The organism is Mesoplasma corruscae (assembly GCF_002930145.1).
GTDB lineage: Bacteria > Bacillota_I > Bacilli_A > Mycoplasmatales > Mycoplasmataceae > Entomoplasma > Entomoplasma ellychniae.
Map to the genome: position 1 here is coordinate 199,538 of NZ_PHNF01000002.1, position 19,005 is coordinate 218,542.

14 protein-coding genes are annotated in these 19,005 nt (G+C 25.7%); 8 read left to right on the top strand and 6 right to left on the bottom strand.

Annotated elements, in window-relative coordinates:
* Position 1: 1 nt before the first annotated feature.
* Positions 2 to 1,297, top strand: a complete 1,296-nt coding sequence (locus MCORR_RS03410; RefSeq protein ID WP_104208167.1) for an SGNH/GDSL hydrolase family protein — start codon at positions 2 to 4, stop codon at positions 1,295 to 1,297.
* Entirely contained in the window at positions 1,285 to 3,171 is a 1,887-nt protein-coding gene (locus MCORR_RS03415; protein ID WP_104208168.1) for a hypothetical protein, read from the top strand. Before MCORR_RS03410 ends, MCORR_RS03415 begins: the two co-directional genes overlap by 13 nt.
* A 261-nt stretch (positions 3,172 to 3,432) precedes the next feature.
* Here MCORR_RS03415 and MCORR_RS03420 read toward each other — a convergent pair whose 3' ends face one another.
* The 3 genes from MCORR_RS03420 to MCORR_RS03430 form a co-directional block, all read right to left on the bottom strand.
* Positions 3,433 to 6,108, bottom strand: a complete 2,676-nt coding sequence (locus tag MCORR_RS03420) for a PhnE/PtxC family ABC transporter permease (RefSeq protein ID WP_104208169.1) — start codon at positions 6,106 to 6,108, stop codon at positions 3,433 to 3,435.
* Between the two features lie 2 nt (positions 6,109 to 6,110).
* Entirely contained in the window at positions 6,111 to 6,863 is a 753-nt protein-coding gene (gene phnC / locus MCORR_RS03425; RefSeq protein ID WP_104208170.1) for a phosphonate ABC transporter ATP-binding protein, read from the bottom strand.
* 63 nt (positions 6,864 to 6,926) lie between these two features.
* On the bottom strand, positions 6,927 to 8,156 hold the full coding sequence (locus MCORR_RS03430; protein ID WP_104208171.1) for a PhnD/SsuA/transferrin family substrate-binding protein: 1,230 nt from the start codon (positions 8,154 to 8,156) through the stop codon (positions 6,927 to 6,929).
* Positions 8,157 to 8,458: 302 nt separating this feature from the next.
* On the opposite strand from MCORR_RS03430, the gene guaA reads away from it, so the two are divergent.
* The 6 genes from guaA (at position 8,459) to MCORR_RS03455 (ending at position 13,422) form a co-directional block, all read left to right on the top strand.
* Positions 8,459 to 9,997: a glutamine-hydrolyzing GMP synthase gene (gene guaA / locus MCORR_RS03435; protein WP_104208172.1), complete on the top strand. Its 1,539-nt coding sequence runs from the start codon at positions 8,459 to 8,461 to the stop codon at positions 9,995 to 9,997.
* An 87-nt stretch (positions 9,998 to 10,084) separates the two neighbouring features.
* Positions 10,085 to 11,212: an IMP dehydrogenase gene (gene guaB, locus MCORR_RS03440; RefSeq protein WP_104208173.1), complete on the top strand. Its 1,128-nt coding sequence runs from the start codon at positions 10,085 to 10,087 to the stop codon at positions 11,210 to 11,212.
* 145 nt (positions 11,213 to 11,357) lie between these two features.
* The gene (locus MCORR_RS03445) at positions 11,358 to 11,693 is read left to right on the top strand and encodes a hypothetical protein (RefSeq protein ID WP_219818486.1); all 336 of its coding nucleotides are present in this window, start codon (positions 11,358 to 11,360) and stop codon (positions 11,691 to 11,693) included.
* Positions 11,694 to 11,710: 17 nt separating this feature from the next.
* A complete protein-coding gene (locus tag MCORR_RS03810; protein WP_181021225.1) occupies positions 11,711 to 11,872 on the top strand; it encodes a hypothetical protein in 162 nt (53 codons plus the stop codon).
* A 119-nt stretch (positions 11,873 to 11,991) separates the two neighbouring features.
* Positions 11,992 to 12,351, top strand: coding sequence for a MerR family transcriptional regulator (locus tag MCORR_RS03450; RefSeq protein ID WP_104208174.1), 360 nt, complete (start codon positions 11,992 to 11,994; stop codon positions 12,349 to 12,351).
* 84 nt (positions 12,352 to 12,435) lie between these two features.
* Positions 12,436 to 13,422, top strand: coding sequence for an aldo/keto reductase (locus MCORR_RS03455; protein ID WP_104208175.1), 987 nt, complete (start codon positions 12,436 to 12,438; stop codon positions 13,420 to 13,422).
* 58 nt (positions 13,423 to 13,480) lie between these two features.
* Here the strand turns inward: MCORR_RS03455 and MCORR_RS03460 are convergent, their stop codons facing one another.
* The 3 genes from MCORR_RS03460 to MCORR_RS03845 all read right to left on the bottom strand — a co-directional run bounded on the left by MCORR_RS03460 (position 13,481) and on the right by MCORR_RS03845 (position 18,936).
* Positions 13,481 to 15,142 carry a BspA family leucine-rich repeat surface protein gene (locus tag MCORR_RS03460; protein ID WP_181021226.1) on the bottom strand — a complete coding sequence of 554 codons (1,662 nt, stop codon included), beginning with the start codon at positions 15,140 to 15,142 and terminating at the stop codon, positions 13,481 to 13,483.
* 138 nt (positions 15,143 to 15,280) lie between these two features.
* On the bottom strand, positions 15,281 to 17,230 hold the full coding sequence (locus MCORR_RS03730; RefSeq protein ID WP_181021227.1) for a BspA family leucine-rich repeat surface protein: 1,950 nt from the start codon (positions 17,228 to 17,230) through the stop codon (positions 15,281 to 15,283).
* 137 nt (positions 17,231 to 17,367) lie between these two features.
* Positions 17,368 to 18,936: a BspA family leucine-rich repeat surface protein gene (locus MCORR_RS03845; protein ID WP_425437733.1), complete on the bottom strand. Its 1,569-nt coding sequence runs from the start codon at positions 18,934 to 18,936 to the stop codon at positions 17,368 to 17,370.
* Positions 18,937 to 19,005: the final 69 nt, after the last annotated feature.

Consider the following 19,005-nt stretch of genomic DNA (forward strand, 5'->3'; position numbering starts at 1 on the left):
TATGAAAAAAATTTTATCTATATTAACTGTGCTTAGTGTTTCAACACCATTGGCTATTCAAGCAGTTTCTTGTTCAAATGAATTAGATTTAAATAACCCTTATTTAGTTGGAAAAAATATTGACAAATCTCAAGCAAAAGATTCAAGCGGAAAATATCAATTTGGAGTTTCTAATTTTTATGTTATTGGAGATAGTTTAAGTGATCAAGATGGTTTATCAGGACTTATTAACAATAAATTAAGTACAAGTATATTAAAAATTAATTTGCAATTAGGCGGAGATGGTTATGGGTATGATGAAAATGGTGTTCATCATTCTAACTTTTCAAATGGTCCAACTGCTTCAGTTCAAGTTTCTAAAGCATTAGGTTTAGAAACTTTTAATGCAAGTAATCAATTTGTTGGAATAAAAGAAGAATATGGAAAAAATTATTCTGTTGGTGGTGCTACTGCTGCTCAAGTTAGTGGGATATCTAGTATATTGTTAAATGATGTAACAGTTGATAAACAAACAAAAACATTAATAAGTCAACAAATAATTCATGAAAAAGATATTGTATTTTTTGAAATTGGTGGAAATGACTTAATGTCAATGATAGATTTAAGAAATAGTCCATCAGATCAATTAAAATTTATGAATGATAGCTTAAAAAGATTAAGAATAGCTTTATTAAATCTTTTAAACAATGATGTTAAAAATATTATTTTTATGACACCACCAATTATGTCTTTTGTTCCCAGGTATGCAAATAAAACAGGCGACGAGTTAAAAGCAATAACAAATGTTTCTAGTGAATATTATGAGAACGTCTTAAAGTTATTAAACGAAATTAATCCTTATTATAATGATTCAATACATCTTTATGACTTATATAAAGATACATTAGGTGAAAAAGGAGAAACTAATTTAGAAAAAAGATGGTTAGACACTTTTTCAGACAGTTCTCTTAAAGAAAAAGCTAAATCAAATTTAAGAGTAGCTTATACTGATGAAAGCAAAATGGATTTTGAAGTTAAATTAAATGACAAACCAATTGACATCTCTGAAATTATAGAAGAATTAAAAACAAAGCCATTCGATGAAGTTGTAAATACAATTATTGAATTTTTAAAAAATAACTTACAAGCTGAAAATATTCTTGATGTCAAAATTAAAACTATTAAAGCCCAAGAACATGATGATTTGAATTCTTTCTTTTTTACAGATTTCGTTCACCCTACAAAAGGCGTACATGAGTTAGTTTCAAAAGATATCTTGAACATAATAGAGGAGATAAGTAAAACATGAAAAAATTAATACTAAGTTTATCAGTTATAACTATTTCAGTTTCTAGTGTTACTAGTGCTTTATCTTTTACTAAATTATCTGATGAAAATGCTAATACAATAGATGAAATGAGTTTACTAGCTGAGCAATATGCAAAAATCTATTATTTAAATCAGGAAAAAAATTATAATGTAAATTATGTTTACAATAATAATGTTAAAGATTTTTATATTTCTGACATTTCTCAAGTATATAACTCTTCATTACCAAATTTAAAAGATTGAACTAGATTTTCATCCGTGTCTAATAAATATTTAGATGCAAAAGATGATCAATGAAAAGGAGCCGAAAATCTAACTACAGGGTTAACTCCAAAAATAAATTTTGATTTATCTGGTTTTAATAGCATTATTCAAAATTTGGGTTCGTTTATTCAAGATGATAATTTTATGGGTTTAATGCTTTTTTTATTACATGAAGGTTTATCACTTAAACCTGAAATTATTACAAACTTGGACTTTTTACAATATGGAAAGGTAATTTTATCAGATGAAAATCTTGATGCTTTAGCTAGCGCTTTTGATATGAGTAAGTATCAAGATATGACTTTAAAAGAAAGTTTAAATGAAAGTATTATTAGTTTTGCTAAAGGATTAAATACTATAACTGGTGGTGCAGAGTCAAACAACAACAATATAGAAATGTCTTTAAAAAGTATTGAAAATTCTATAATTAAAATCAAATCAAATAAAATAGATAGTTTTAATCTAATTACTAATTTTTCAGCCATTTGTGATATTTTAAATTTTATGCATGTTTCAGCATTTTATTTAAATTCATTTATTACACAAGAAATAAGTAAAGAAACTAGCGTTTTGCTCGAATGAAATGATTTAGAAGAATTTAGAAATAAAAAAGTTAAAGAATTTGATAATAAATTTGATATTAAGAACCTATTGAAATATTTAGATAAAGCTATTAATGTTGAAGATAAAGAAGGCATTAAAATTAGAAATTTATTAAATGTCATTTTTTGAGAAAATAACGATTTTAAAACTATTGGGTCAATTTTCCAAATTCCAAACTTTTTTAAATCATTAACAGAAAATGATTACACTAATTCTTGAGGAATAAGCGGAGTTTTTAAAGCTATTGGAAATGCGGTGAGTGATGATAAAATTGCTATTGGAAATATGCTAGTTACATCAATTGCTTTAGTTTCATCTGACGCTAAAATAGTAAGTGGGGATTTAGTAAACTCAATAATTGACTTAGCGGGACCATTATTGGGAAACTTTATTAAAGATGAAAAGATGAAAAATTTAATAACTGCCCTACTTAATTCAAATTTTTTAGAAACTCCATGGGAAGTTTTATGGTCAGGTAATGTTTTAAAAGAAATATTACAAGTTGATAATTTATATATGTTAACTCAACAAATAAAAGAAAAGCTATCTCCAATCATTACACCACTAGATATTGATAATGAAAGTGTTGTTTTTTCAATAGATTGAGATACTCTTTCAAAAATGATTTTGGAATTAAAAGGTGTTATTTCTATTTTAGAAAATGACCCGAAAATGATTTCACAAAAATTAGGAGGTAAGATTCCGATTGCTGAAGATTCATTCATTTATTATTTACGAAATCTAGAAAAGGATTTACATGTTGGGTCAAATTTAGTTCCTTTAATCACAAAGTATTTAGATGATAAAAATCAGATTGAAAAAGAATTAGACAAAAACATTAAAAATGATTTTCAGAATTTGAAACTAAAAACTAAAGTTGATATCAATAATAATCAAACTTTAGTTTCAATTGATAATAAAAAAATTGATGTGTCTTTTGAAAAAAAGGATAAGTCAAAAAAATACATAATTAATAAAATAAGTTATGTTAATTAAAAGAGTCTTTTATATTTAAACAAGTAAAAAATAAAAAACTACATCTTATTAAATAACACTGGCGAAAGCTGGTGTTATTTAATAAATTCTAAAGTTCTAAATCATTTTATTATTCTCCCAATTTTTAAATCATTTTTCAAATGTTTATTCTATCTAAATATTTTTAAAATGCTTTGTTTTTTATTAAATACTGAGACATAAAAAAATCTACACTTTTAACAAATGTAGATTTTTTTAAAGTTTAAATATAGATTTTTCTTTTTAATAATTAATGTTTGTGATCTTCATTTTGGTATTTTGTTTTATATATTTTATAGAACTTTTAAATTCTTTTTTCATAATATTATCTGTTGTTAAAAGTAATTGTTTTTTTATAGTTTTAATTTCTTTTAAAGAATTTTGTTTAACTTCTTTAACTCATTTATTTCTTTTATGTTTTAATTCGGTTTTAAATAAATGAAATTTCTGATCTATTTTTTTTAATTCTTGATTTCATATTTTTATATCTTTGTTTAAAATATAAGTTTTATCTTTTTGTAATTCAAGTTTATTCATGCTTTTTCTTGTTAAACTATAATTATTATTGATTTGTTCATTTAAAGCTAAATATCACGATATTTTAGAAGGAAGGTTAAATTCTTTTTTTATAACTTTTGCTCTTTTTAAAATTTGTTGATTTGTATAAGTGTATAAAGCACTTGATTCTGAAAAAGATAATTTATCTTCAATATTTAGTAATTTTTCATTAGCTTTAAAACTTATAAACATTTTCTGATTAATAATATTTATTAATTTAGATAATCATTTTAAATCAGAATTATTATTTATTTTATTTCTTAGTGTATTTGAAATGTATTCAATGCACAATGTAACTATTATGATTCCTAATAATAAAGCTCCAAATTCCCTAAAATATTGATCTGTAAAATAAGTATTTAATAAAAATCCCATATTCCCAGCCCCAACAGCACCTAACATAATAACCTCTTTGTAATTTATTTCAAATCTATACAAAACGTTTGAAACAGCTGCAGTAGAAGTTTGAGCAATAATACCATATCTTATTCTACCTAATAACCCTAAACCTGTTGCTTCCATTTGAAATATTATTTTTTGATTAATATCATCAAATAATTCTCTGTTATATTTTGTTAACATACCAATAGTCCCCATTATTAAGGCTAATACTCCAGTAAAAGGACCCATTCCAACAACAACTAAAAAAATTAAAGCATAAATATATGTTGGAACAGATCTTAGAGCTGAAGTTATAAGTAAGAAAAATCTTGCTACATACTTATTAACTATTTTTTCAGAAGAAAGCATTCCTAAAACATAAGCAATTATAGCTCCAATGAAAGTTGCAACAACAGCAATAGATAATGTTTCATACAATAAATACACCACACTATAAGGTGCATTGTTATTTCCACCAGAATTAACTGATGTAAAAAAAGAAGATCAGCTAATTTTTATCATTTGTAAAATATGACTATTTAAAAGTTTGACAGTTTCTTTGTTGGCTAATTCTCATTTTACTAGTGTTAATGAATAAATAAGCAAACTCAATAAAAATAAATATAAAATAATTCTTTTTATAAAATGTTTTGGTTCATTTTTAAGAACTTGTTCGACACTTAAATTATTAACAAACTCTTTATGTTTTAAAGTCTGTTCTTCTTTAATCGAAGACAATAACTTGAATTTAAAAATTTCAGTTTGCATTTTTATCATTGTTGAATATTTTTTATCAATTCTTATGTTGATTTTGTATTCTTGATTTCAAATATAAAGATCTAAATCATTTGAACTTTTAGATTTAATCTGTAAGTATTCATTTTTATCATTGATTAAATTTAATTTATATTCATTTATAAAATTATTTTTAATTATTAATTTTTTGCTCTTTAAAAGTTTTGTCTCATTCTTAGAAAGAGATAAATTTTTTAACTCATTATTTATTTCTTGACAAAGAATGTTTTCAATGTAAAAAGAAATAAACTTTTCATTCTTTATTTTTCGCAATTCTTTTTCGAATTTTTTTTGCTCTTTTTTATCTAGCAAAAAATCTTTATCTTCAATAATATAATTTTTTATTAATCAAATAAATAATTCTAAAGACAAAATTATAACAAGAAGAATTGTAATTAAAAAACCAACTCTATCTCATCTATCATATGCAATAGAAGTATCAATTAATTGACCAATACCAATTTTTGTAACACCAGCTATAATTGAAATATATCTGATGTTAGTTTCAAGAGAATAAAAAGTTGTGGATAATGTATGGTGAGAAATTTGTGGCCATACAGCAGTTCTAAAAGATTTAAATTTTGATGCTCCAGTTGCTTGTGAAGCAATATAAATTTGAGTATCTATTTGTTCAATTCTTTCATATAATGTTTTACCCGCAATTGAAAAAGTAAATATAGTTAAAGCTGCCATGACAGTAAAAGTTGTTGCTCCAAAATAACCAACTAATATCAAAGCGTATGTAAAAGCTGGGATTGTTCTAAAAATTGATAATATAAATCTTGATATAAAATTTCATGATTTATTTTTAACTATATTAGATGATGCAACAACAGCAAAAGGTATAGCTAAAACAATACCAAAAATCGTTCCCGCAAAAGACATTGATAAAGTTTCTCAAATAGAATTTATGGAATTTTCAAAAAAAGAATTATTTGAAGATCCTTTATCTAAAAAATCATTTCAATCTCAACTAAACATTTCTTTAAACCTTTGAAACAAATCAGGAATACTTTGAAAAAATTCATTTCACTTAGAATCTAAAGTAAATCAAGATATTACAACAATGAACAAACAAAATATAGTAAGCGTTCAAAAAAATAATCTTTTTGGTTTTTTTGATAACTCTGAATTAATTTTAAATACTTCACTGTTAAACTTTGCATTTATTTTTCTATTAAACATACTTATACACCACTATATATTGTATCTATTTCTTTTTTAGTTAATTTTGAGGGTTGGTCATCAAAAACAATTTTTCCATCATTAAGACCAATTATTCTATCACAATATTTTATTGCTAAATCTACGTGATGAATATTAATTATTACAGTCATTTTAAAATCTTTATTTATATTTTTAAAATCTTCCATTACTCTTGCAGATAAAACTGGGTCTAAAGCAGAAACTGGTTCATCAGCTATGATAATTTTTGGGTTTTGATTTATAGTTCTTGCAAGAGCTACTCTTTGTTGTTGACCTCCTGAAAGATTTTCTGCTCTTACATAAGCATATTCTAATAATTTTAATTTACTTAAAGACTCTAGTGCATTTTTCTTTTCCTCTTTTGTAAAGTATCCGATTAAAGATCTAAAACCACTAATTTGTGCTGCTTTTGAATTTAAAACATTTTTTAGAACATTTTGTTTGCCAATATTATTATATTCTTGAGACATTAATCCTATATGTGTTCTTAGTTTTTTTAAAGATGAACCTTTAGTTGAAGAAATTTCGTATTTAGTTTGTTCATCAATTTCAATCAAAATTTCGCCAGAAGTTATTGCATTTACTTTATTTATAGTTTTTAGTAGTGTTGTTTTACCAGCACCAGAAAGACCAATAATAGCAACAAATTCACCATCATTTATTTTTAAATTAATATTTTTAAGTACATGTTTTCCATTGGGCCAAACTTTATTTACTTTTTTAAACTCTATCATTTCCTTATTATTTAATCTTAAAATGCACAAAAGTTCATTTTAGTTAACTTTCCATTTATTTTTCTAATTTCAATTTTGAATTTGTTTTAACATAGCATCGGATTTCTCACTTACTGATGCTATGTCTTTATCATTTTGTGCTTCTCATTCATTACTTGATGCAATATCTTTTGGAATTGAGTAATCTGTGTGACTATAAATTTTAAATATTTCTTTATTTTCTTCTTTTGAAATAAGCTCTTTAAAGGCTTGTCTAACATCATTTAATAATTCTACACTATTATTTCGTTTTCTTGAATAGATAATTCCATCATTGATAATTTTATCTCCAACACCAATAACTCTTGAATTTTTGATTGCACTTTTTGCTCTATTTATTGTAGTAGTAGATTTATCATCTTTTAAATCTGCTCTAATATCACTAAATCCTACTGCAAAATCATAAGTTCCATTTTCCACTCCTTCAGCAGCATTATTATAGTCTGTTTGTTTTTTAGAATTAGAATAAAGTTTTTCTAATTCTGCTTCTGGATAACCTATAGTGTTTTTTAATCACATTAATGGAAAAATGCTTGAAGCACCAGAAGTCTTTGATTTTCCAAAAGTAAATCCTTTTTTGCTTTCGTTAATTAAAGTTTTTACATTTTTAACATAATTATTATTATTTCATTCTTCAATTTTTCCAACTTTTTCTTCCATACTTTTCAAATATTCATTATTAATATAAATATAAGATCTATAATAAGTTACTTGTTCATCAGATTTATAAATTTTATCTAATGAAGTTTTGTTTGTAATTTCATCAATGTTTGAAAAACTTTCATTATATTTAGTTGCTACTAAAAGTGAGTCCTTTTCATCATATTCTGCTTTTGAATCTAAATTCGTTTCAACTTCGGTTTTCATACCTTGTCTTGAAGCTTGTGCTAATATACCAAGTTTGTCATAAGTTCCATCAGCTCTTTTATTGCCTTTGAAAGAATTATATGTTCCGATTGGTAAAAATGATATATCAGCTTTTCCAGCTGTTAAAACTGAAGCTCCAGCTTCATAGTTACTTGAAACAGAAACTTTAACTTTTTTCTTAAAAGAACCACCTCTTGCTTCAGCTTTCTGACTTAACTTATTTTGCAACTGTTGTTCTAATGGTTTCACTGTATTAATTACTTCAGTTCCTGCTTTTGAAGGTATAAACACAAGTTCAAAAGTTTCACCACCCCCACAAGCAACAACACTAGTAGCTGTGGTTGATGATAATCCAATTGCTGCAACTATTGATAACAATTTTTTCATTTTTCCCCCTTGTTTGAAAAAAGCAACTTAAATAAAAAGAGAGTTGATTGTTTTCACAAAAACTCCCCACATCAAACTTATATTCTCAAAATTAGTTTTAAGAAGACGATAGCTCATTTACTATCGTGAAAAGTTTTTCTTACTTATTTAGTTGTCATAGACATAATATAATAAAAAAAACAAAAAAACAATAATATAAAAGAAATAATTTTTAAATCTGTAAAATATTATTCAAATCTCCAAAATGTCATTTTTTTGTTAAGATAAAGTATATAAAGATTATAGAAAAGAAGAGATAACACGTGAGTACACAAGTTTTAATATTAGACTTTGGAAGTCAATATACGCAATTATTAGCTAGAAGAATTAGAGAATCTAATGTTTATACAGAAGTATTGCATTTTGACACAACATTTGAAAAAATAAAAGAATACAAAAAATTAAAAGCTATCATATTGTCTGGTGGACCTTCAAGTGTTTATTTACAAGATGCTTACACAATCGATAAAAAAATATTAGATTTACCAGTGCCTATTTTAGGCGTATGTTATGGAATGCAACTTTTAACAGAACACTTTGGTGGAAAAGTAGAGTTAGCTAATGCTCAAGAATTTGGTAAAACAACTTTAAAACTAGAAGATTTAAATTCTAAACTGTTTAAAAATGTAGATAAACAAACTCAGGTTTGAATGAGTCATGCTGATCATGTAACTAAAGTTCCCGAAGGTTTTGAAATTTTAGGTTATGGAGATACTAGCATTGCTGCTATAGGATCAATTAAAAAACCTATTTTTGGAATTCAATTTCATGCTGAAGTTACTCATTCTTTGCAAGGCGAAGTTATGTTAAAAAATTTTTTATTTGACATTGCTAATTGTGAAAAAGATTGAAGTTTAAAAAATTTTATTAAAGAAAAAATGAACGAAATTAAAGCTAAAGTTGGAGATAAACAAGTTATTTTAGGATTATCTGGTGGAGTTGATTCATCAGTTGTAGCTGCTTTAATAGGTAGAGCAATTGGCAAGCAACTAACTTGTATATTTGTTGATACTGGTTTATTAAGACTAAATGAAGATATAGAAGTTATGAATGCTTATAAAGACAATTTTGACATTAATATTAAAAAGTATGATGCAGGAAATATTTTCTTTGAAAAATTAAAAGGCTTAAAGGATCCTGAAGATAAAAGAAAAGCAATTGGTAAATGTTTTATTGATGTTTTTGTTGATGCTGCAAGAGATTACAAAAATGCTGATTTTTTAGCACAAGGTACTATTTATCCTGATGTAATTGAGTCATCTTCAAGTTCTAAAGCTGCAAAAGTTATTAAATCACATCATAATGTTGGTGGATTACCTGATGATTTGCAATTTGAATTAATTGAACCAATTAGAAACTTATTTAAAGATGAAGTAAGACAAGTTGGATTAGAATTAGGATTACCTAAACATATGATTGATCGTCATCCTTTTCCAGGACCTGGACTTGGTATAAGAGTAATTGAAGAAGTTACTAAAGAAAAATGTTTAATTTTGCAAAAAGTGGATGAAATTTTTATTAGACGCTTAAGAGAAGAGGGGTTTTATGAAAAAGTTTCTCAAGCTTTTGCAACACTATTACCTGTCAAAACAGTTGGGGTTATGGGAGATAATAGAACATATGATTGAGTCGTTGGTTTAAGAAGTGTTAATACTATTGATTTTATGACTGCTACTTCAACTCATTTACCATGAGAATTCTTAGATTCTGTTGTAAATGAGATTATTAATAAAGTTGAAGGTGTTAATCGTGTTGTTTATGATATAACTTCAAAACCACCAGGAACAATTGAATGAGAATAAAATAAAACAACTGAAGATAAGATATTAATATTTTTAAATATTTTATGTTATTATTTAAATTAACATTTTAGACATTGAAAGGGAATTATGAAAAATAATTTGAACGGAAAAATAATAAATCAGGCGATGACATTTGATGATGTACTTTTAGTACCTAATTATTCTGAAGTATTGCCACATCAAACCGAATTAAAAACAAAATTTGTAAGAGATATTTATTTAAATATCCCAATTATATCAGCTGCTATGGATACTGTTACAGAGTCTGAACTAGCAATAGCAATAGCTTGTGTTGGGGGAATAGGGATTATTCATAAAAACTTTTCAATACAACAACAAGCAGAACAAATAATTACAGTTAAAAATAAACTAGTAGTAAATTTAAAAGATGCCTCATTAGATAAAAAAGGAAGGTTATTAGTTGGTGGCGCGGTAGGAGTCAATGATGAAACTTTAAAAAGAGTTGAAATTTTAGTTCAAGCAGGAGTTGATGTAATTGTTGTTGATTCAGCGCATGGTCACAGTAAAGGAATATTAGATACCATCAAAAGTATTAGAAAAATTTATAAAGATTTACCCATAATTGGGGGTAATATTTGTACTCAAGAAGGAGCTAAAGCTTTATACGAAGCAGGAGTTGATGGAATTAAAGTTGGAATTGGCCCTGGAAGCATTTGTACAACGAGAATTGTTGCAGGAGTTGGTGTGCCACAAATTACAGCAATCAATGATGTTTATGAATGAGCAAAAGATAAAGATGTCACTGTTATTGCTGATGGTGGAATAAAATATTCTGGAGACATTGTTAAAGCAATTGCAGCTGGAGCACAATCAGTTATGTTAGGAAGCATGTTAGCTGGAACTAATGAAGCACCTGGTAAAGAAATTCACATTAATGGTAAAACATACAAAACATATGTAGGGATGGGTTCACTGGTTGCTATGGAACGTGGAAGTAGTGATAGATATTTTCAAACTGGGGCTAAAAAGTTAGTTCCCGAAGGAATTGAAGGTATTGTTCCACACAAAGGTGATTTAAATAATGTAATTTTTCAATTGATTGGTGGTATAAGAAGTGGAATGGGTTACACTGGGAATAAAACTATTGAAGAATTGAGAAAAAATGCAAAATTTGTTAGAATTACAAGCGCAAGTTTAAAAGAATCTCACCCTCATGATATTCAAATAACAGCTGAAGCTCCAAATTATAAATAGAAAAGGTTGATAGTGAATAGAAACTTTTTAATCTTTAACAATTTATCTTTTTTTAACTAAGTTTTTTAATTAAAAACTTAGTTTTTTTTTGAAAAAAAGAATTATAATTTATTTATCAATTAAAAAACTAAAGGAGAAAAAAGAAATGTGATTTTTTAAATGTAAAAAAAATAATAATGTAGTTAAAGACAAAGCTTCAAAAAGTACAGATGAAGCATCATCTAAGATTCAAAACAAACAAACATCACCAAGTGTTACTAAAAAAGCAGTGGATATATTACACGATGATCAATATAGCAAAACTTCTAAAAGTTTAGCAGGAAGTGCTTTATCTCAAAGCAATTCAAATAAGAAAAGCTCACAAAAAGAAGCTTCAAAAGCTTCAAAAGTTTTAAAAGATAAAAGATTTAGTCAAGAATCAAAAAGTGTTGCAGCAAGTGTTTTATCACAAACACCTTCAAAAAAAACAGCTAAAAAATAATAGAAAGATATGTTAAAATGGCTGAAATTATATACGATCTTTCAAATGAATACAAAAGATATTTATCAAGTCATATAGAAAATTCAAAAATAGATATCCAAGCAAATAGTGAAACTATCAAAAAAATGAATGCAAAACAAGATAAAGTTCAAAACCTTGATAAAAAAATTAAAAGTTAAAGAAAAATAAACATTTTTTTAATAATCAAAAGACAACTTAAGTTGTTTTTTATTTTCATTTGCATTAAAGTAGGTTTAATGTAATATAATTAAATCAATAATTAATTAAAAGGAAAAATATGCAGAAAATATACATGAAGCAAATAGCTGATAAGCTTGGGATTGAAGAACACACATTAAGATTTTATGATAAAAAAGGTTTATTTCCTTTTTTCAAAAGAGATGAAAACAATTATAGGTTTATTTATGAAGATAAAATAAATTGAATTGAAATTGTATTATGTTTAAAAAAGTCAGGAATGAGTTTAATAAAAATTAAAGAATACATTAATTTAGCAATGGAAGGTGAAAACACTTATCCTAAACGTTTAAAAATGATGTTAGATCAAGAACAAATTGTTTTAGCTAAAATTCAAGAACTAAAACAGCAATTAAAATTTATTGAATATAAAAAAAGTTTATATAAAAATAAAAAATAATTAATTTTTTATTTTTACTTGCATTAAAGTAGGTTTAATGAAATATGATTAATTTGAGTTGAAAAACTTAAAGGAGTAAATTATATGAAAACAAGAACATTAGGTAAAGATTTAATTGTATCAGAAGTGGGTCTGGGGTGTATGGGCTTAAGTTTTAGTCAACCACCATTTCCAAGTAAAAAAGAAGCTGTAAAATTTTTAAGGCAAGCTTATGAAAAAGGTGTTACTTTTTTTGATACAGCTGAAATATATGGACCATTTGATAATGAAGAAGTCGTTGGTGAAGCTTTTAAAGATATGCGCGATAAAGTTGTTATTGCTACTAAATTTGGTTTTTCATTTGATGATAGAAAAGTAACTGGTTTAGATAGTAGCAGAGATAGTATTTTAAGAGCAATAGAAGGTTCATTAAAGCGATTACAAACAGATTACATTGATTTATACTATCAACACAGAGTTGATCCTAAGACACCAATTGAACAAGTTGCAGAAGTTATGAAAGAACTTTATGAACAAGGTAAGATTAAGCATTGAGGTTTAAGCGAAGCTTCTCCAAAAACAATAAGAAGAGCTCATGCAGTATTTCCAGTTACTGCATTGCAAAGTGAATATTCAATGTTTTGAAGAGAAGTCGAAAAAGAAATCCTTCCTACTTTAGAAGAATTGAAAATCGGATTTGTTCCATTTTCACCATTAGGTAAAGGTTTTTTAACAGGTACTATTAAACCAGGGCACATTTTTGGAGAAGGTGATTTTAGAAATACTGTTCCAAGACTTAATACACCTGAATATATAGAACATAACTTTAAGTTGGTCAGTTATGTTGAGCAATTAGCTATTAGTAAACAAACAACGCCAGCAGCTGTTGCTATTGGTTGGTTATTATCGCAAAAACCATGAATAGTCCCAATCCCTGGAACTAAAAAAATAACAAGAGTTGAAGAAAATATTTCTGGAGCTATGGTTAAATTTACAAAAGAGGAGTTAGATAATATTAAAAAAATACTAGATAGTATTGAATTACTTGGACATAGATATAATGAAGAAAACGAAAGCAATATTGATAAATAAAAACTATTCTTCTTTGCATTAAAGAAGAATAGTTTTTATTATATTAAATTTTATATATTTACTTAAACTTGGGTTGTTTGTCTCATTTTATATTTGTATCACTTCAAAATTCTGTATGCTTAGTAACCAGATTAACATTTCAATTAGTTAAATCTTGTTTAAAACTCATTTCTTTACCATTATATGATGGATAACGATCATTTCAAAACATTTGAGTCATATCTTTAACTTTTGACGTATCTCAAGCTGTATATTCTTCACCATTTTTATCTTTTACTTTTTTAGTAGATATATCTTGATTAAATGAAAAGGCATTACAAAACATATATGACATATCTGTAACTTTTGACGTATCTCATTTTGAGATGTCTTGATTAAAACTTGATACACCTTGAAACATCGCCTTCATGCTAGTAACATTGCTTGTATCTCAATTTGAGACGTCTTGATTAAATGACATTAATTCTGAATTGGAAACTGTTGCAAGCATATATGACATATCTGTAACTTTTGACGTATCTCAAGCTGTATATTCTTCACCATTTTTATCTTTTACTTTTTTAGTTGATATATCTTGATCAAATGAAAAGGCATTACAAAACATATATGACATATCTGTTACTTTTGTTGTATCTCAATTATTTATATCTTGATTAAAACTTGAAGCATTTTGAAACATTGCCTTCATGCTAGTAACATTGCTTGTATCTCAATTTGAGACGTCTTGATTAAATGACATTTCTTCGATTTCATCTTCAACAGATTCAGGAGTTGATGCAAACATTGCCATCATATTAGTAACATTGCTTGTATCTCAAGCTGTATATTCTTTACTATTTTGATCTTTTACTTTTTTAGTTGATATATCTTGATCAAATAAAAATGCATTACAAAACATATATCACATATCTGTTACTTTTGTTGTATCTCAATTATTTATATCTTGATTAAAACTTGAAGCATTTTGAAACATTGCCTGCATCTTAGTAACATTACTTGTATTTCATTTTGAAATATCTTCATTAAAAGATTTAGCACCATTAAACATAAAAGACATATTTTCTACTTTTGATGTGTCTCAATTGCTTATCCCTTTAATTGAATTTAATAAAGAATTTGCAAAAAAATCTTTTAGTGATGTTATTTGTTTAGGTAAAATGTTTGGTAATGATTTTACAGTTTTTAAATGATGTATTGTAGAACCATCTGTTTTGAATCCAATTTTATATATTTCAACTGCGTTTAAATTTGAAAAATCCATTAAATCAGTTTCTAATAAATTTCCATTTTGATCTTGATAAACAGTAATATTATCTGCTAATGAGTCATCAGAAATAATTGATGTGACTAATTCAATTGAGCCATTATACTTATAATTATTATTAACTTCACCTTTACCTGTAAAAGTGTATTTTATTTGATTAACTGTTATTGTTTCATTTTCAATAGGTTCTAACTTTGCTTTTTCAACTTCAATTCCTCCAGCAACATCGATGTTGGCAGTAATTATAGCTTGATTTAATTCTTCAACACTTCATTCACCATCAGTTTTTGAATCTAAAATATTTTGTAATTTATCTTTGATTAATGAAATATTTTCTTTTTTCTCACTAACAATTGGCTTTTGTTTTTTATTCATAACATAAATTACAGGTCCAGCAATTGCAACTGTAAGTAGTAAAGATGATATTATTGCAAATAATATTTTTTTCTTTTTCATTTTTGCCTCCAAGTTAATTAAACTCAACTCAATTATTACAAAAAAAAAAAAAAAACAATACATTATGAAAATAAGTTTGAAATCACAAATAATATTGATTTTAAACTTATTTCTAATATTGTATTCTTAATTAACTTTTTATTTAGTAAAAATTGGCTGTTTATCTCATTTTATATTTTTGTCATTTCAAAATTCTGTATGGTTATTAACCTGACTAACATTTCAATTAGTTAAATCTTGTTTAAAACTCATTTCTTTACCATTAAATGATGGTAAATAATCATTTCAAAACATTTGCGTCATATCTGTAACTTTTGACGTATCTCAAGCTGTATATTCTTCACCATTTTTATCTTTTACTTTTTTAGTAGATATATCTTGATTAAATGAAAATGCATCGCAAAACATATAGCTCATGTTAGTAACATTGCTTGTATTTCATTTTGATATATCACCATTGAAATTTAATGCATCTTGAAACATTATTGACATGTTAGTAACATTGCTTGTATTTCATTTTGATATATCACCATTGAAAGATTCAGACCCATTAAACATTGCTTCAATACTAGCAACATTGCTTGTGTTTCAATTTGATATATCACCATTAAAATGTAGTGCATTTTGAAACATACAAGACATTATTTTGACATTTGATGTATTTCAATTTGAAATATCACCATTAAAAGAAGAAGCATAATTAAACATTCACCCCATATTAGTAACATTACTTGTATCTCAGGCTATATATTCTTTTCCGTTTTCACCATTTACTTTTTTAGCAGATAAATCTTGATTGAAATTTGCAGCTCCTTGGAACATTCCATTCATATTAGTGACTTTTGTTGTATTTCAATTTGATATATTACCATTAAATAATGGAACACCTAAAGAACTATTAAACATTACTGACATATTAGTAACATTGCTTGTGTTTCAATTTGAAATATCACCATTGAAATATAATGCATTTTGAAACATTGCTGACATGTTAGTTACATTACTCGTATTTCATTTTGAAATATCACCACTAAAAGAAAAATCGGAATTAAACATTCATGACATATCTGTAACTTTTGATGTATCTCATTTTGAAATATCACCATTAAATAATTTAGCACCATTAAAAGTCGCTTGCATATTAGTAATATTTGATGTGTCTCAATTGCTTATCCCTTTAATTGAATTTAATGAAGAATTTGCAAAAAAATCTTTTAGTGATGTTATTTGTTTAGGTAAAATGTTTGGTAATGATTTTACAGTTTTTAAATGATGTATTGTAGAACCATCTGTTTTGAATCCAATTTTATATATTTCAACTGCGTTTAAATTTGAAAAATCCATTAAATCAGTTTCTAATAAATTTCCATTTTTATCTTGATAAACAGTAATATTATCTGCTAATGAGTCATCAGAAATAATTGATGTGACCAATTCAATTGAGCCATTATACTTATAATTATTGTTAACTTCACCTTTACCTGTAAAAGTGTATTTTATTTGATTAACTGTTATTGTTTCATTTTCAATAGGTTCTAATTTTGCTTTTGCAACTTCAATTCCACCAGCAACATCGATATTATCATCAATTATAGCTTGATTTAATTCTTCAACACTTCATTCACCATCAGTTTTTGAATTTAAAATATTTTGTAATTGATCTTTAATTGTAGAAATATCTTTGGTTTTGTCATTAACTTCATTTCACTCATGAATTAAAGTAACAGAATTATTGTATTTATAAGTATTTTCAAAAGTTGCATTACCAGTAAAAGTGTAAGTATCTTTGTGATAAACACGTTTATTTTCAAAGTTTTCTAATTTTTCACCAGCATCAATACTGATCCCACCATCAACATCAATATTAGCATTAATTATAGCTTGATTTAATTCTTCAACACTTCATTTACCATCAGTTTTTGAATTTAAAATATTTTGTAATTTATCTTTGATTAATGAAATATTTTCTTTTTTATCACTAACAATTGGCTTTTGTTTTTTATTCATAACATAAATTACAGGTCCAGCAATTGCAACTGTAAGTAGTAAAGATGATATTATTGCAAATAATATTTTTTTCTTTTTCATTTTTGCCTCCAAGTTAATTAAACTCAACTCAATTATTACAAAAAAAAAAAAAAAACAATACATTATGAAAATAAGTTTGAAATCACAAATAATATTGATTTTAAACTTATTTCTAATATTGCATTTTAATTAACTTTTTACTTAGTAAAAATTGGTTGTTTGTCTCATTTTATATTTTTGTCATTTCAAAATAGTGTATGGTTATTAACCTGACTAACATTTCAATTAGTTAAATCTTGTTTAAAACTCATTTCTTTACCATTAAATGACGGTAAATAATCATTACAAAACATATATGACATATCTGTTACTTTTGCTGTTTTTCAATTAGATATATCTTGATTAAAAGAAAATGTATTACTAAACATATAGCTCATGTTAGTTACACTGCTTGTATCTCAATTTGAAATATCTTGATTAAAGTTGACGCATAGTTGAAACATTGTTTTCATATTAGTAATATTGCTTGTATCTCAATTTGAAATATCCCCATTAAAAGACATTAACTCTGAAGGTGAACTTGCTCCAAACATTCATGACATATCTGTTACTTTTGAAGTATCTCAATTATTTAAATCTTGATTAAAATTAATTGCGTTTCTAAACATGAATGACATATTTGATACTTTTGAAGTATCTCAATTATTTATATCTTGATTAAAAGATGAAGCATAATTAAACATTCCCTCCATATTAGTGACATTACTTGTATCTCAATTTGAAATGTCTTCATTAAAAGACGAAGCATTTTGAAACATTCTGTACATATTAGTCACTTTTGAAGTGTTTCAATTATTTAAATCTTGATTAAAATTAATTGCGTTTCTAAACATGAATGACATATTAGTAACATTACTTGTATCTCAATTGCTTATCCCTTTAATTGAATTTAATGAAGAATTTGCAAAAAAAGAACTCAATGAAGTTATTTCTTTAGGCAGTGTGCTTGGTAATGTTTTTACAGTTTCCAAATTATATATTGTAGAACCATCTGTTTTAAATCCAATTTTATATATTTCAACTGGATTTAAAACTAAAAAATTCATTTCACTGGTTTGCAATAAATTTCCATTTTTATCTTGATAAACAGTAATATTATCTGCTAGTTGTTCACCAGAAATAGTTGATGTGACTAATTCAATTGAGCCATTATATTTATAATTATTATTAACTTCACCTTTACCTGTAAAAGTATATTTTATTTGTTTAACTGTTGTTGTTTCATTTTTTAAAGGTTCTAATTCTGCTTTTGCAACTTCAATCCCACCAGCAACATCGATATTATCATCAATTATAGCTTGATTTAATTCTTCAACACTTCATTCACCATCAATTTTTGAATCTAAAATATTTTGTAATTGATCTTTAATTGTAGAAATATCTTTGGTTGTGTCATTAACTTCATTTCACTCATGAATTAAAGTAACAGAATTATTGTATTTATAAGTATTTTCAAAAGTTGCATTACCAGTAAAAGTGTAAGTATCTTTGTGATAAACACGTTTATTTTCAAAGTTTTCTAATTTTTGACCAGCATCAATACTGATCCCACCAGCAACATCGATATTATCATCAATTATAGCTTGATTTAATTCTTCAACACTTCATTCACCATCAATTTTTGAATTTAAAATATTTTGTAATTGATCTTTAATTGTAGAAATATCTTTGGTTTTGTCATTAACTTCATTTCACTCATGAATTAAAGTAACAGAATTATTGTATTTATAAGTATTTTCAAAAGTTGCATTACCAGTAAAAGTGTAAGTATCTTT